This is a genomic window from Paenibacillus sp. FSL R5-0519 (genome assembly GCF_037974275.1).
Classification (GTDB): Bacteria; Bacillota; Bacilli; order Paenibacillales; family Paenibacillaceae; genus Paenibacillus.
Genome location: NZ_CP150234.1, coordinates 6,452,884 through 6,469,003, shown reverse-complemented (window position 1 = coordinate 6,469,003; position 16,120 = coordinate 6,452,884). Strand labels below are relative to the sequence as shown.

13 protein-coding genes, 2 tRNA genes, 2 rRNA genes and 1 other RNA gene are annotated in these 16,120 nt (G+C 46.6%); all 18 read left to right on the top strand.

The genetic code is table 11. The annotated features are described in order from the left end of the window. Positions 1-299 precede the first annotated feature (299 nt). The 18 genes from rpoE (at position 300) to MKY73_RS29040 (ending at position 15,940) form a co-directional block, all read left to right on the top strand. Positions 300-869 carry a DNA-directed RNA polymerase subunit delta gene (rpoE, locus tag MKY73_RS29125; protein ID WP_062838121.1) on the top strand — a complete coding sequence of 190 codons (570 nt, stop codon included), beginning with the start codon at positions 300-302 and terminating at the stop codon, positions 867-869. Positions 870-1,322: 453 nt separating this feature from the next. Beyond that, positions 1,323-2,927 (top strand): CTP synthase, encoded by a 1,605-nt coding sequence (locus tag MKY73_RS29120; RefSeq protein WP_339238984.1) that lies wholly within the window; start codon positions 1,323-1,325, stop codon positions 2,925-2,927. 226 nt (positions 2,928-3,153) lie between these two features. Next, positions 3,154-3,540 carry a response regulator gene (locus MKY73_RS29115; RefSeq protein WP_339238986.1) on the top strand — a complete coding sequence of 129 codons (387 nt, stop codon included), beginning with the start codon at positions 3,154-3,156 and terminating at the stop codon, positions 3,538-3,540. Positions 3,541-3,801: 261 nt separating this feature from the next. Then, positions 3,802-4,656 (top strand): class II fructose-1,6-bisphosphate aldolase, encoded by an 855-nt coding sequence (gene fba, locus MKY73_RS29110; protein WP_091039193.1) that lies wholly within the window; start codon positions 3,802-3,804, stop codon positions 4,654-4,656. A gap of 147 nt (positions 4,657-4,803) precedes the next feature. Beyond that, the gene (locus tag MKY73_RS29105; protein ID WP_339238987.1) at positions 4,804-6,057 is read left to right on the top strand and encodes a UDP-N-acetylglucosamine 1-carboxyvinyltransferase; all 1,254 of its coding nucleotides are present in this window, start codon (positions 4,804-4,806) and stop codon (positions 6,055-6,057) included. Positions 6,058-6,525: 468 nt separating this feature from the next. Beyond that, positions 6,526-7,851, top strand: a complete 1,326-nt coding sequence (gene rho / locus MKY73_RS29100; RefSeq protein WP_339304895.1) for a transcription termination factor Rho — start codon at positions 6,526-6,528, stop codon at positions 7,849-7,851. 97 nt (positions 7,852-7,948) lie between these two features. Further along, the gene (locus MKY73_RS29095) at positions 7,949-9,223 is read left to right on the top strand and encodes a radical SAM protein (RefSeq protein WP_339238988.1); all 1,275 of its coding nucleotides are present in this window, start codon (positions 7,949-7,951) and stop codon (positions 9,221-9,223) included. A 102-nt stretch (positions 9,224-9,325) separates the two neighbouring features. Continuing rightward, positions 9,326-9,523 (top strand): 50S ribosomal protein L31, encoded by a 198-nt coding sequence (gene rpmE, locus MKY73_RS29090; protein WP_056698168.1) that lies wholly within the window; start codon positions 9,326-9,328, stop codon positions 9,521-9,523. Between the two features lie 148 nt (positions 9,524-9,671). Beyond that, an RNA gene (ffs, locus tag MKY73_RS29085) (signal recognition particle sRNA large type) lies at positions 9,672-9,939 on the top strand. A gap of 174 nt (positions 9,940-10,113) precedes the next feature. Next, on the top strand, positions 10,114-11,859 hold the full coding sequence (dnaX, locus tag MKY73_RS29080) for a DNA polymerase III subunit gamma/tau (RefSeq protein WP_339304893.1): 1,746 nt from the start codon (positions 10,114-10,116) through the stop codon (positions 11,857-11,859). Positions 11,860-11,900: 41 nt separating this feature from the next. After that, entirely contained in the window at positions 11,901-12,212 is a 312-nt protein-coding gene (locus tag MKY73_RS29075) for a YbaB/EbfC family nucleoid-associated protein (RefSeq protein WP_036607248.1), read from the top strand. Between the two features lie 35 nt (positions 12,213-12,247). Beyond that, positions 12,248-12,847, top strand: coding sequence for a recombination mediator RecR (gene recR, locus MKY73_RS29070; protein ID WP_062838113.1), 600 nt, complete (start codon positions 12,248-12,250; stop codon positions 12,845-12,847). Positions 12,848-13,032: 185 nt separating this feature from the next. Beyond that, positions 13,033-13,308, top strand: a complete 276-nt coding sequence (locus tag MKY73_RS29065; RefSeq protein ID WP_339304891.1) for a DUF2508 family protein — start codon at positions 13,033-13,035, stop codon at positions 13,306-13,308. Between the two features lie 34 nt (positions 13,309-13,342). Further along, the gene (locus MKY73_RS29060; protein ID WP_339304889.1) at positions 13,343-13,612 is read left to right on the top strand and encodes a pro-sigmaK processing inhibitor BofA family protein; all 270 of its coding nucleotides are present in this window, start codon (positions 13,343-13,345) and stop codon (positions 13,610-13,612) included. A gap of 348 nt (positions 13,613-13,960) precedes the next feature. Further along, positions 13,961-15,512, top strand: a 16S ribosomal RNA gene (locus MKY73_RS29055). Positions 15,513-15,611: 99 nt separating this feature from the next. Continuing rightward, positions 15,612-15,728 (top strand): 5S ribosomal RNA (gene rrf, locus MKY73_RS29050). 36 nt (positions 15,729-15,764) lie between these two features. Next, positions 15,765-15,841, top strand: a tRNA-Ile gene (locus MKY73_RS29045). A 23-nt stretch (positions 15,842-15,864) separates the two neighbouring features. Continuing rightward, positions 15,865-15,940, top strand: a tRNA-Ala gene (locus MKY73_RS29040). The last annotated feature ends 180 nt before the right edge of the window (positions 15,941-16,120 follow it).

The window sequence follows — 16,120 nt, the reverse complement described above, 5'->3', positions numbered from 1 at the left end:
AACCTGGTGAGGAGCAATCCTTCAAGGGTATACAGTCAAAAGGCGGAGGGGACTCCGTCTTTTTTATTATGGAGTTGTCTCTTTTGCAATGAAGGACACGTATGAGTTTAATGTCGTATCGCGATGAATATATTGGACAGATTGGAGCTGCTCTCCGTATTTGCGTCACATCCGTACATAAAAACTTGCTTTTTAACGCTAAATAGGTTTTACTTAGGTTTGTTAATGGATATGTTATACGTAACAGTCCAGTTCGTAGGGGTTAAAAAGTGAATTTTGTGTGAGAGGAAGTGTCTGCAGTGAGTACCTCGCTCAATTTGAAAATTGATAAAGAAAAGGTAAAAGAGATCCCTTTGGTGGACCTTGCCTTTATGGTGCTGAAAGCGGCTAATACGCCGTATTACTATCGTGACTTGATGAATGAGGTAGCGAAGCAGCGCGGAATGACTGATGAAGAAATCAACGAGTTTATCGCCCAGCTATATACCGAGATTAATATCGATGGCCGTTTTGCTTGTGTCGGTACAAGTCTGTGGGGCTTGAAGCGCTGGTATCCGGTAGCTGGAACAGAAGATTCCATGACGGGTGCGAAGCGTCCGCGTATCATCAACGATGAAGATGATGATCTGGAAGATGAAGACTTCGGTGAAGAAGAAGATAGCTATAACAGCGATGAAGACTTCGACAGCACGGATAAAGACGAAGATGAAGACGAAGAAGATGAAGACGAAGATGACATCTTTGATGAAGAAGACAGCGAAGAAGAAGTGCTGGTTGAAGATGACGATCTGGAAGATGAAGACCTCGAAGAAGACGAAGAAGAGTCCGAAAACGAGGATGAATTTGACGACGATTCTGATAATCGGTAGTCATTTTTGACGTCTATAATTTACCCGTTTCCCCGGAATAGTCAGCCTTGACAGCAGACGGGGTAACGGGTAAACTATTGCATGGGCTTATGAATGAGCGACAATATATTTATGTTTTTTATAGAAGGTGCCCCGTCCTGCGGGAGTACTTTTTTTTGTATTTTTAGAGGCATAATTTTGCAAAATAATTTCCTTTCCGTATGCTCCCGGCCAACATTTCGTGGCCCGTTTTTGTATATCAAAAACACCAAATGAAATGAAGGCTACCGGAATATTTGCACCATTTTTTGCTGTAAAACAACGTGTATTTAAACCGTCTTCGCAGAAAGAGCAGTTTGCAGATGCAGGGAATTTCTGCCATTGCTCTTTTTAACGATGATTACCTGGGAAACAGGTTACGATAACACCATATATCGCCTGAATTTCTGTACTTATATTAGGAGGGTAATAACAGTGACAAAGTATATTTTCGTGACGGGCGGAGTTGTGTCCTCCCTGGGCAAAGGGATTACAGCTGCTTCGCTGGGCAGATTGCTGAAAAACAGAGGGCTTAAAGTAACGATCCAGAAATTTGATCCATATATCAACATCGACCCGGGGACAATGAGCCCTTATCAGCACGGCGAGGTTTTTGTAACGGATGATGGCGCGGAAACGGATCTGGACCTTGGCCACTATGAACGTTTTATTGATATCAATCTCTCCAAAAACAGCAACGTCACGACTGGTAAAGTATACTCTTCCGTCATCAGCAAAGAGCGACGCGGGGAATATCTGGGCGGAACGGTACAAGTTATTCCACACATTACGAACGAGATCAAAGAGCGTGTATTCCGCGCTGGACGTGAAGCTGGTTCGGATGTGGTTATTACGGAAATTGGCGGAACAGTGGGCGACATCGAGAGTTTGCCTTTCCTGGAAGCCATTCGTCAGATCAAGAGTGATGTAGGCCGCGACAATGTGATGTACATCCACGTAACCCTTATTCCTTATATCAAAGCAGCGGGTGAAGTGAAAACAAAACCAACGCAGCATAGTGTTAAGGAATTGCGCAGCATCGGTATTCAACCGAATGTGATTGTCTGCCGTACGGAGTATGAATTGTCTGACGACATGAAAGCCAAGATCGCTCTCTTCTGCGACATTGATGAGAATGCCGTGGTTGAATGTCGCGATGCAGACACCTTGTATCAAGTGCCTTTGAACCTGCGTGAAGAAGGCTTGGATGAGATCGTGGTAAATCACCTGAAACTGACTACTCCTGCACCGGATATGAGCGAGTGGGAAGGGCTGGTTGACCGGATCAACAAGTTGGAGCATACGGTTGAGATCGCTATTGTTGGTAAGTATGTAGCGTTGCACGATGCATACCTGAGTGTTGTTGAGTCGTTGTCTCATGCTGGATTCGCATCGAATGCGGATGTGAAAATTCGCTGGGTTCCTTCTGAAGATATTACCGATGAGAATGTTGGCGACCTGTTACATGGTATTGGCGGTATCCTTGTTCCTGGTGGCTTCGGAGACCGTGGTATTGAAGGTAAAGTATCCGCAATCCGTTATGCTCGTGAGAAACAAATTCCGTTCTTCGGTATTTGCCTGGGTATGCAGGTTTCCGTTATTGAATATGCACGTTCCATCGTTGGTTTGAATGGTGCGAACAGCTCCGAGATTAATCCGGCTACCGAATTCCCTGTGATCGATCTGTTGCCTGAGCAAAAAGATATCGAAAATCTTGGCGGTACGATGCGTCTGGGTCTGTATCCTTGTAAGCTTCAGGAAGGTTCTTTGGCGATGGCTTGTTATGATGACGAGCTGGTGTATGAGAGACACCGTCACCGGTATGAGTTCAACAACGAATACCGTGAAGCGATCGAAAAAGCAGGACTGGTTATCTCGGGTACATCCCCGGATGGACGTCTGGTTGAGATCGTGGAACTTCCAGGACACCCATGGTTCCTGGCGGTACAATTCCATCCGGAATTCACTTCCCGTCCGAACCGTCCGCAACCATTGTTCCGTGAGTTCGTGAAAGCTTCATTGGAGAATGCAAAAAAATAATCATGTTTTAGTGTTAACGTAATAGATATTTGGGATGTTCATGGCAACCGTAGGGGGTGCCGGAACATCCCTTTTTTTGCGTAAATAGCAGGTGGAAATGCTTTTTGTCATTTTGTAAAGGTAGCAGGATTTTAATGGAAGAGGTAGAATACTTATCATGACGACTATGGGATAGTTATCCAGATTCGATGATGCACATGCTTTCCTAATTCTAGGAGGTTACAGAGTGGAAGATAAAAAAGTTTTGATTGTTGATGACCAGAATGGAATTCGAATCCTGTTAATGGAAGTGTTCAGCAGTGAAGGGTATAACACGTTTCAAGCACCCAACGGCAAGGTTGCTCTGGAGATTGTGAATAATGACAAGCCTGACCTGGTATTGCTCGATATGAAGATTCCCGGGATGGATGGTTTGGAAATCCTGAAGCATATTAAAGAAATTGATCCGGGGATCAAGGTGATCATGATGACCGCTTATGGTGAACTGGACATGATTAAGGAAGCCACGGATCTCGGAGCGCTCATGCACTTCACGAAACCGTTTGATATCGACGAGATGCGAGTGGCTGTGAATATGCAGCTTCGCAATGGTACTGTCAATAAATGCAGTTGAATCCTGTTGATACAGGATTTTTTTGTATGCGGACAACATAGATGGTACATGGTGGGGAGAATGGGGTATTTCACCGCTTTATCGGGGGAATATTGGAAATGGGCAAGTTATAAAGCGGTGTCTATGAAAACTGTGCTGCAAAGCACAGCATTTTTGCAAATGCTTGTTTAGTATTTGACATGGGATGTGGTATAATAAGGCCGTATGTGATTTCGGCTAAAAACCATAGACACAACCCAAACCCCTAGGAGGATTGAAACCATGCCATTAGTATCTATGACAGACATGTTGAACAAAGCACTTGAAGGAAAATATGCAGTTGGTCAATACAACATCAATAACCTTGAGTGGACTCAAGCGATTCTTGGTGCAGCTGAAGAAGAAAAATCCCCAGTAATCCTGGGTGTATCCGAAGGCGCAGCACGTCACATGGGCGGCTTCTACACTGTAGTTAAAATGGTAGAAGGACTCATTCACGACATGAAAATCTCCGTACCAGTTGCGATCCACTTGGACCACGGTTCAAGCTTCGACAAGTGTAAAGAAGCGATCGATGCTGGATTTACATCCGTTATGATCGACGGTTCCCACCACTCTATCGATGAAAATATCGAAATGACTAAAAAAGTTGTTGAATATGCACACGCTAAAGGCGTTTCTGTAGAAGCTGAAGTAGGTACTGTAGGCGGACAAGAAGACGACGTTATCGGCGGAATCATGTACGCTGACCTGAACGAGTGTATCCGTATCGTTAAAGAAACAGGTATCGACACATTGGCACCGGCTCTTGGTTCCGTACACGGTCCTTACCATGGCGAGCCTAACCTGGGCTTCAAAGAGATGGAAGAAGTTCGTGACGCGGTACAAGTTCCACTCGTATTGCACGGTGGTACAGGTATTCCTAAACACGACATCGACAAAGCCATTTCCCTGGGTACATCCAAAATTAACGTAAACACAGAGAACCAAATTGCTTTCTCGAAAGTGGTTCGTGAAGTGCTTGCAGCTAAACCAGATGCTTACGATCCACGTACATTCATCGTACCAGGCCGTGATGCAATCAAAGAAACCGTTAAAGGTAAAATCCGCGAGTTTGGTTCCAACAACAAAGCGTAATTTATCTTTGCCAGTTCCATACTGTGAAATGGAAGAACACCGCCTAGCCGGTGTCTTTCCATTTTCACACCTTATTTCTACATCGGAAGCCAACAGCACGTATTGCCGTTCATCGGCTGCAAAACACGTAGGGGGACATTAAGCTTTATGGAAAAATTGATGATTAGTGGCGGACGTCCGTTACAGGGAACTGTAACTATAAGCGGCGCCAAGAACAGCGCCATTGCGCTTATTCCTGCAGCATTGCTTGCCGAGTCAGAAGTCGTGTTGGACAACCTGCCGCTTTTGAGTGATGTGGCGGTTTATGCAGAAATTTTGGAGGAACTCGGAGCACGTGTAACTTGGGAAGGCAGTCAGATGAAAATTGACCCTTCTGAGATCAAATCCATTCCTATGCCGAATGGTCCCGTGAAGAAGCTTCGCGCTTCGTATTATATGATGGGTGCATTACTGGGACGTTTCAAAGAAGCAACGATAGGTTTACCAGGGGGCTGTAATTTTGAGCCTCGTCCAATTGATCAACATATCAAAGGTTTTGAAGCGCTTGGCGCAACCGTAACGAACGAACATGGTTCCATTCATTTGCACGCCAAAGAGCTTCGCGGCGCAAAAATTTATCTTGATGTAAGCAGTGTGGGCGCAACCATTAATATTATGCTGGCGGCTACTCGTGCCAAAGGCTCTACAATTATCGAAAACGCGGCTAAAGAGCCTGAGATTATAGATGTAGCAACACTTCTGAATTCCATGGGTGCCAGCATCAAGGGTGCAGGTACCGAAACGATCCGTATTGAAGGGGTCTCGGAGCTGAAAGGCTGTCGTCATTCCATCATTCCGGACCGTATACAAGCGGGAACGTATATGATCGCTGCAGCGGCGACGCGTGGAGATGTTCTGATTGACAATGTGATTCCCAAACATCTGGAAGCTTTAACGGCAAAGCTGTTGGAGATGGGTGTTGGCATTGAGGAATTGGATGAAAGTATACGTGTTATTGGCAAACCGAACTATAATCATGTTGACGTGAAGGCGCTGGTGTATCCTGGTTTTCCGACGGATCTTCAGTCACCAATGACCAGTGTATTAACACAGGCAACCGGTGTAAGTGTCCTAAGCGACTTTGTATACAGCAATCGGTTCAAGCATGTGCCTGAGTTGGTACGGATGGGCGCAAAGATTCGAGTAGAAGGACGGTCAGCGATTATTGAAGGCAGTGCATTAAACGCGGCCAAAGTAAAAGCATCCGATCTTCGCGCTGGTGCAGCGCTGGTGATTGCAGGTCTCACCGTCAGTGAAGGTGTGACTGAAGTAACCGGGGTTGAATATATTGACCGTGGTTATGATCATCTGGTGACTAATCTTCGTTTGCTCGGTGCAGATGTATGGCGGGAAACGGATTAATTAATAGGAAGCATGATGCATGATTCAGTCCTACACATGTTTATTTTAACTGAACTGCATATCTTTTCGGTGATTAGGCAAACCTGTTTTAATAGAGTTCTCAGTCTCTCCGGCATAAGACGAAATGTTACTGTTTCCTTTACCGGAGGGTCTTTTTTTGAATTAAACTTCATATGGCTGTAAGAACATCATTTCTCATCCCCAACCCCCGGTTTTGTTTGAACTGCGCTCCATAGCCGGTCTATCCGGATTGATCGCCTCAATGCATCGTTCACTCAATAGCGGATCATGCCGAATGTTGGCCATCCCACCCGGAAAACTTACACTCAAAGACAAGTATTTGCATTATAACGGTTACATTCCGTACAATGGACAGAAGAGATTGTGGCAGACGCTGCACTCTATAGCCGGAACATCTAGCGAAACTATCCATCACACGGACTTATTAATTGAATAGGTGGTTATTATATGGATCTACAAATTTCCGATTTGGAAGAAATGAAACTAACGGACCTTTACAAACTGGCCAAAAAATATCAGATACCTTACTATGGTACGTTAAAAAAGAAAGAATTAATCTTTGCTATACTACGCGCACAAGCCGAACAGAGCGGTCTGATGTTCATGCAAGGCGTACTCGAGATTTTACCTGAAGGTTACGGATTTCTTCGGCCGATTAACTACTTGCCAAGTACGGAAGACATCTACATCTCAGCTTCTCAGATTCGCAAGTTTGACCTAAGAACAGGCGACCTCGTATCAGGTAAATGTAGAACACCTAAGGAAAACGAGAGATACTTCGGTTTGTTGCAAGTCAACGCTGTAAATGGTGAGAATCCATCGGCGGCTGCAGAGCGACTTCACTTCCCGGCACTAACCCCACTGTATCCGCAGAAAAAACTGGTTCTCGAAACATCCCCCAACCATTTGTCCACACGAATTATGGATGTGCTCGCCCCGGTAGGATTGGGACAGCGCGGATTGATCGTAGCACCTCCGAAAGCGGGTAAAACGCTTCTCCTCAAAGAAATTGCCAACAGCATCTCAACTAACAATCCTGAAATTGAACTGTTTGTCCTGTTGATTGATGAACGTCCAGAGGAAGTAACGGATATGTCGCGTTCTGTAAAAGGGGAAGTTGTGGCTTCGACATTTGATGAACTGCCTGAGAATCATATCAAGGTGGCGGAATTGGTACTTGAGCGTGCGCTTCGTCTCGTTGAGGCCAAAAAGGATGTTGTTATCCTGTTGGATAGCATTACGCGTCTTGCCCGTGCATATAACCTGGTTATTCCACCATCCGGTCGTACACTTAGTGGTGGTATTGATCCAGCTGCATTCCATCGTCCGAAACGGTTCTTCGGTTCTGCCCGGAATGTGGAAGAAGGCGGAAGCTTGACGATCCTGGCAACGGCATTAATTGATACCGGATCACGTATGGATGATGTCATTTATGAGGAGTTTAAAGGTACAGGAAATATGGAGCTTCATCTGGACCGCAAACTGGCAGAACGTCGTATTTTCCCTGCGATCGACATTCGTCGCTCGGGTACGCGTCGTGAAGAAGTGCTTCTCAGCAAAGAAGAACTGGATACAATTTGGGCGATTCGTAAAAACATGAATGATTCCCATGACTTTGTCGAAGGATTCCTGAAGAAACTTCGTAACAGCAAGACAAATGCAGAGTTTTTGGCGGCATTTGATTCGGCTGGTAATAGCCCGACAAGCAATTCCGGGACAACAACTACCCGCCGCTCACCTAGACAGACAGCTACGTCAGGTACATCGACGTAAGTGTCGTTCAACTAATCACTTTCTTTTTGCAGCACTGCTGTGAATGTTACAATATACCCGTCGTTAGGTTTAACCCATTAGATGTGAGGAGAACATCATGTATTTAGTATACGCAGATGAAAAAGGTAATGTATTTGATCATCCTTCCCTGTACGGGCTTGCCCGCAGTGGAGATATGATCGTGGAGATTATGGAAGACGAACTTATCCCTTTGCCAGAGGGCGCGACGTTGGTTGGACTCCCGAGCACCCGGCCCATTGGTATGGATCCGGACACTGGTGAGATGCTGCCAATGCCAACGGACACACAGGCTGTAGGTGCTTTGCTTCCGCAAGGATTTACTCGTTTGTGTCTCCCTGGATATGTGAAGACGGATAAGGAGTATAAGTTGCCGTTGTTCGGTTATTCCGCAGTAGTCTGGAAAGATGGCGGTTTTTATGTCACCGCTTCGAAGTCGGATAGTCCTGACAAGTGGAATCCGCTCAACTGTGACCGTGACGATGTGCGTTCTGGCGTTAAACGATTGACAGAGCAATACCCCGAGAACCGTCTCTATACCCATCTATCCAACTGTGCGCTTGGATATGAATGTCTGACTTCATCGAACACGTTCCTGAATCGTTGGGAAGGTGGAGTGCCAGTATCCTATTCTTGCAATGCAGGTTGTTTCGGGTGTATCTCCGAGCAACCGGATGATAGCGGCTTTGTTTCCCCGCAGACACGTATGAACTTCCGACCACGTGTGGATGAGATTGTGGAAGTTATGCTGGAACACCTGAAGACGCCAGAGTCCATCATTAGCTTTGGACAAGGTTGTGAAGGGGAGCCTTCCACGCAGGCCAAGTTGATTATTGAAGCGATTCGCGAAGTGCGTTCTGTAACGGACATGGGGTATATCAACATTAATACCAATGCCGGTCTGAACGATCATATTAGAGGTATTGTGGATGCTGGATTGGATCTGATGCGCGTAAGTACAATCAGCGCACTGGATGACCATTATAACGCCTACTATAAACCGCGTGGTTATACCTTAGCGAATGTTGAAAAGTCGATGAAATATGCGGCGCAGCAGGGTGTATACACCTCGATTAACTATCTGATCTTCCCGGGTGTAACGGATCGTGAAGAAGAGATTGAGGCGATGATTGAGTTTGCAAGAAGAACCGATCTACGCTTGATTCAGATGCGTAATCTAAATATTGATCCGGAGAGCTATCTGGAATTAATCCCTCCAGCTCAAGGTGATATTTTGGGTATGAAGCAGATGATTGAGATCTTTGAAGACGAGTTGCCTGATGTTGTAATCGGATCGTATACCCATGTTCCACCCGCTGGAATGGCACGTCCGAAACGGTTGATTACCTCTTAACAATAATGGATTGCAACAGGCACAAGGCCGTGTTATAATCTCAGAGTTGTGCCATTTACTCTGGGTCCGCTTGAGGCTCAGGGCGGAAAGAGGTGAAAGGTAATGAAAGAAGCAATTCATCCTAAATACACGATTGGTCAAGTATCTTGCGCTTGCGGGAATACTTTTGAGACAGGTTCGGTTAAAGACGGACTTCGTGTAGAGATTTGCTCCGCGTGCCACCCGTTCTTCACAGGTAAACAGAAGTTTATCGATGCTGGCGGCCGTGTTGATCGTTTCAAAAAGAAATACGGAATCTAATAGGACAATTCTTGGAGTTGTCTGTTAATTGCATCCAACACACCCCTGCTGATCTGGCAGGGGTTTTTATATGTTATGTGTAAGCGTAGCTGCTTCCGATTTTTACTCTGGTTGCAATTTGGATAACCTTACGTTATACTATTTCTTACCGTGCTAGATGGGGAGGTAGCGGTGCCCTGTAACTCGCAATCCGCTATAGCGAGGTTGAATTCCTGCTAGAGGTTTTGCCGATGTGAGGTTTGGTCCCTAAACGTGGTGTTGACGGTTGGGTCCTCCGCAATGAGTACTCATGAACCTGGTCAGGTCCGGAAGGAAGCAGCCATAAGTGAGATCACTCTTGTGCCGGAGGGTTGCCTAGCCCGAGCTATTGTTCAGGGGTGCCACTTGGATCGCAAATATCGATAGCAGGTGCACGGCTTACCATTTAAATGTAGAGACCTTTGCAGTTGTATGTATGCAGAGGTCTTTTTGATATGTCTTAAAAAACCATGCATGAATGAGTCAGATAAAGTTTGGATTCACCCTGGAATATAGTATAATGGGGGAACGACAAAGGACTCGAATGCGAAGTGGAAGGAAGGTAACGCATCATGGAGCATATCGCGTTATACCGGGCTTGGCGTCCCCAGTCGTTTCAAGATATGGTGGGGCAACAGCATATTATTCAGACCTTGCAGAACGCGATTCGTGAACAGCGGACTTCCCATGCCTACTTATTTAGCGGGCCCAGAGGAACGGGGAAGACAAGTGCCGCCAAGATTTTGGCCAAAGCTGTGAACTGCGAACGTGGGCCTGCGCCTGAACCTTGTAACGAGTGCGAAGCTTGCCGCAGGATTACGACTGGCGCCGTGATGGATGTGCAGGAGATTGATGCTGCATCCAATCGGGGCGTTGAAGAAATCCGTGATCTTCGGGAAAAGGTTAAATATGCGCCAACCGAAGTCCGGCAGAAAGTCTATATTATTGATGAAGTGCACATGCTGACGACGGAGGCATTCAATGCTTTGCTCAAAACATTGGAAGAGCCACCGCCACATGTGATGTTTATTTTGGCAACAACAGAACCACACCGTCTTCCGGCTACGATTATATCGCGCTGTCAACGATTTGATTTTCGTCGGGTTTCCCTGGAAGAGCAGACAGCGAGACTTACCCTGATCTGTGAACAGGAAGGCATGGAAGCGGACCAGGATGCGCTCCAATACATCGCCCGTTTATCAGACGGTGGAATGAGGGATGCACTCAGTGTGCTGGATCAGATTTCTTCATTTACAGATGGGCGAGTAACGTACCAGCAGGTTATGGACATGACGGGTGGAATTGCTTCAGAGCAATTTGCCAAACTGGCTGCTTCGCTGCTCAAGGGTGATGTTGGTCATATTCTGCAGATGATTGAAGGTTTCATGCATGAAGGAAAGAGCGCAGACAAGTGCATGGAGAATTTGCTGTATTATTTCCGCGATTTACTTATGATTAAGATGGTACCTGATGCAGATAAACTGACGGACCGGGTACTTAATCCGGAATCTTTCCGTGATATGGCAGAGTCATTTACCAGGGAACAACTGTTCCACATGATTGATACTCTTAATCGGTACCAGAGTGAAATGAAGTATGCAGTACAGCCACAGACATTGTTTGAAGTTGCATTGCTTAAACTGTGTAGTATTCCAGCTCAGGGTGAGGCTTCTGTTCAAGTGGGAGCTTCAGTTCATGCGGCACCTGCTGATGGGGGAGAGATCAACCGCTTGAAGCAGCAACTTGCTGAGTTGGAGAAGAAGTTGGATCGTGCATTGAAGAGTGGATTGTCTGGTGGAGAGGGTTCATCGAGCGCTCCATCGCGTCCGGCAACACGAGCACCTGTATCGAGAGGCAACTCGCCTGCCAAGCTTCCTGCTCAGTTGGATCAGTATGTTGCGCGCAAGGGAGCCCCTGAGTTCGCAGAGATCAGCAAAAAATGGAGTCAAATCCTGCAACGGGTGAAGGAAGAGAGGGTTACCGTTCATGCCTGGTTCGTGGATGGTGAGCCGGTATCATTGCTTGAGGACAACGTGTTGGTTGCTTTTAAAAACAACATTCACCGTGAAACAACGGAGAAGCAGGCTAACCGTGAAGTCATTGAGCGGGTGTTGTCCGAGCAGCTTGGGCGTCCTGCGCGATTGGTGACGATGATGCTCAAAGATTGGACCGGAGCAACGGAGGGAGCTTCTGAAACGCCAAAGGAGGACTTTAAGCTTGAACCCGAGCATGAAGACGGTGGTTCAAGCAGTAAACAGCCTTGGATAGATGAAGCCATTCAACTCTTTGGTGAGGACCTTGTAGTGATCAAAGAATAATGCGCATAGCGCGATAACCATAACAAAGGAGATGAACAATTATGAACAACATGAACCAAATGATGAAACAAGTGAAGAAAATGCAGGAGCAAATGCTGAAAGCGCAAGAGGAATTGGCGGACAAAACAGTCCAAGGTACATCCGGTGGCGGTGTAGTGACGGCTGAAGTTAACGGACACAAGAAATTGCTTGCTATCACGATCAAACCTGAAGCGGTAGATCCGGAAGATGTTGAAATGTTGCAGGATCTCGTTATGACAGCTGTTAATGATGCAATGGCCAAAGCTGATGAAATTGCCAACAAGGATATGGGCAAGTTCACTGGCGGCATGAATATTCCGGGATTATTTTAATTAAAAATTGATCCTGTCAAAGGAGACACAATCGATTGTATTATCCCGAACCAATAGCCAAGCTGATTGATGCCTTCACCCGATTGCCGGGTGTTGGCCCCAAGACGGCAGCTCGTTTAGCTTTTCATGTGCTTAACATGAAGGAAGATGACGTTATTGATTTTGCCAAAGCACTCGTAAGTGTGAAGCGTAATCTTCATTACTGTTCTGTATGTTGTAATATTACCGATACCGACCCGTGTCGCATCTGTCAGGATAAGTCCAGGGATGTCTCTGTAATCTGTGTAGTTCAGGATTCGAAAGATCTGGTGGCCATGGAGCGCACCAAGGAATTCGATGGTTACTATCATGTGTTACAGGGTGCGATCTCACCTATGGAGGGAATTGGACCAGATGATATTCGTTTGAAGGAACTCCTGATTCGATTAAGTGATGAACGTATTAAAGAGATCATTTTGGCGACAAACCCCAATATTGAGGGTGAGGCTACAGCGATGTACATCTCCCGTTTGGTACGTCCGTTTGAGATCAGTGTGACCCGGATTGCGCATGGATTACCTGTAGGTGGCGATCTTGAATATGCGGATGAAGTGACCCTTTCCAAGGCGTTAGAAGGGCGCAGAGAGATGCGTTAGTGTTTTTAGTTTGAATTAAACAATGAACTTCCTTGGAAACTTTGGAAGCTAAATAAGTTTCGGTGTTCAAAGAGAGCCCTAGGGCTCTCTTTTTTTTGTGAAGAAAATGAATGCCTGAGTTCTAAGTTTGTCCATTCCCTGATAAGTATGAGAATATGCTGTGCTGATCAGGAGGAGGAGAGTTTATGTTTTTGTGGCGAAATACACGGAACTCAATAGAGAAACACAACAGAATGTTGAAGGAGCTTGAGGAGGATCAGATCTATGCAGATGTTCAGATGGCTAAGCAGGAGTGGGAACGGGCTATGAGACAGTTTGAAGATGCGCAGGGGCAGGATGAGATTGATTATGCCATTTATGTATTGGAGGCAGCTGAGCGAAAGTACCAGATTCATTTGAGAAGAGCAAAGCGAGCCAGAGCTAATGATGATGTTGCATCACAGCGAGGATTGAGTATGTAGAGCTGAGATTACATTAAACATGGAGGTGTACTATATGAAGAGTATTATACTGGGGAGCGTACTAGTTGTATCTTTACTGGGACTTATTGTGGTTTTATTCAGAAAGCGGATAGGGTTGTCGGTATTTACGTCATTTGGAATCCATTTGGTGCTTGCTGCAGTAGGGATATACATCGTGAATTATTCCGGCTGGATTATAGGAACCTACATCCCGTTGAACCCTGCAACGATAGGGACAGTGACTGTTTTGGGATTGCCAGGTGTGGGCCTAATATTGGGGTTGAAATTTTCTTTGTTTGGATAGTTGACTCCCAGGATATTTATATGGTACATTATATCTCGTTGCTTTGCTTGCTTGGTTACATGCTTTCGATGAAATGAAGAAGTTCATTATGAGCTTCGAAAAAGAATTTCAAAAAAACACTTGACCAAAACAAACGAAGTATGATATATTATAAAAGTCGCCGCTGAGAGAAAATGGTGACAAAAAAACAAGTTTGATCTTTGAAAACTGAACAACGAGTGAGTAAACATTCTGCTTGCAGAATGAATGTGAAAGTTTGAAACAAGCCTTGGCTTGAATCGACTGGAGCACAAATGAGATTTTTAATCTCGTCAGATTCAAAATGAGCTTATCGCTCTTTTCAATACTTTATTGGAGAGTTTGATCCTGGCTCAGGACGAACGCTGGCGGCATGCCTAATACATGCAAGTCGAGCGGAGTTGATAAGAAGCTTGCTTCTTTGAGACTTAGCGGCGGACGGGTGAGTAACACGTAGGCAACCTGCCCTCAAGTTTGGGACAACTACCGGAAACGGTAGCTAATACCGAATAGTTGTTTTCTTCGCCTGAAGGAAACTGGAAAGACGGAGCAATCTGTCACTTGGGGATGGGCCTGCGGCGCATTAGCTAGTTGGTGGGGTAACGGCTCACCAAGGCGACGATGCGTAGCCGACCTGAGAGGGTGATCGGCCACACTGGGACTGAGACACGGCCCAGACTCCTACGGGAGGCAGCAGTAGGGAATCTTCCGCAATGGGCGAAAGCCTGACGGAGCAATGCCGCGTGAGTGATGAAGGTTTTCGGATCGTAAAGCTCTGTTGCCAGGGAAGAACGCTTGGGAGAGTAACTGCTCTCAAGGTGACGGTACCTGAGAAGAAAGCCCCGGCTAACTACGTGCCAGCAGCCGCGGTAATACGTAGGGGGCAAGCGTTGTCCGGAATTATTGGGCGTAAAGCGCGCGCAGGCGGTCATTTAAGTCTGGTGTTTAATCCCGGGGCTCAACCCCGGATCGCACTGGAAACTGGGTGACTTGAGTGCAGAAGAGGAGAGTGGAATTCCACGTGTAGCGGTGAAATGCGTAGATATGTGGAGGAACACCAGTGGCGAAGGCGACTCTCTGGGCTGTAACTGACGCTGAGGCGCGAAAGCGTGGGGAGCAAACAGGATTAGATACCCTGGTAGTCCACGCCGTAAACGATGAGTGCTAGGTGTTAGGGGTTTCGATACCCTTGGTGCCGAAGTTAACACATTAAGCACTCCGCCTGGGGAGTACGGTCGCAAGACTGAAACTCAAAGGAATTGACGGGGACCCGCACAAGCAGTGGAGTATGTGGTTTAATTCGAAGCAACGCGAAGAACCTTACCAGGTCTTGACATCCCTCTGACCGGTACAGAGATGTACCTTTCCTTCGGGACAGAGGAGACAGGTGGTGCATGGTTGTCGTCAGCTCGTGTCGTGAGATGTTGGGTTAAGTCCCGCAACGAGCGCAACCCTTGATCTTAGTTGCCAGCATTTCGGATGGGCACTCTAAGGTGACTGCCGGTGACAAACCGGAGGAAGGTGGGGATGACGTCAAATCATCATGCCCCTTATGACCTGGGCTACACACGTACTACAATGGCCGGTACAACGGGCTGTGAAGCCGCGAGGTGGAACGAATCCTAAAAAGCCGGTCTCAGTTCGGATTGCAGGCTGCAACTCGCCTGCATGAAGTCGGAATTGCTAGTAATCGCGGATCAGCATGCCGCGGTGAATACGTTCCCGGGTCTTGTACACACCGCCCGTCACACCACGAGAGTTTATAACACCCGAAGTCGGTGGGGTAACCGCAAGGAGCCAGCCGCCGAAGGTGGGATAGATGATTGGGGTGAAGTCGTAACAAGGTAGCCGTATCGGAAGGTGCGGCTGGATCACCTCCTTTCTATGGAGAATCGTTTCCCGCGTGGAAACATTCAAATATGCAGCTTAGCTGCAAACGACTCACTCGTTGCTCAGTTTTGAGAGCTCAAACTCTCAAACGTTTGGTGGCGATAGCGAAGGGGTTCCACACGTTCCCATCCCGAACACGACCGTTAAGCCCTTCAGCGTCAATGGTACTTGGACCGCAGGGTCCTGGGAGAGTAGAACGCCGCCAAGCGTAACCCATTTTGGGTTCAAACAGTATATGTAATGTGGGCCCTTAGCTCAGTTGGTTAGAGCGCACCTCTGATAAGGGTGAGGCCGGTGGTTCGAGTCCACCAGGGCCCACCATCTATACCTTTAAAACTTTATATGGGGCCATAGCTCAGCTGGGAGAGCGCCTGCCTTGCAAGCAGGAGGTCAGCGGTTCGATCCCGCTTGGCTCCACCAAAAATGTTTTACAAGTTTGTTCTTTGAAAACTAGATATCGAAACGAAAGTAAATGCGAATTAGAACATTCCTTTTTAGCTGAACTTGTGTATAACAAGTTTCAATAAAAACGGTAGATTGCTGGAGCGAGTGATCGAAATGGAGCGACTTTTGGATTTGCGCAAGCAAACCAAGCGGAGC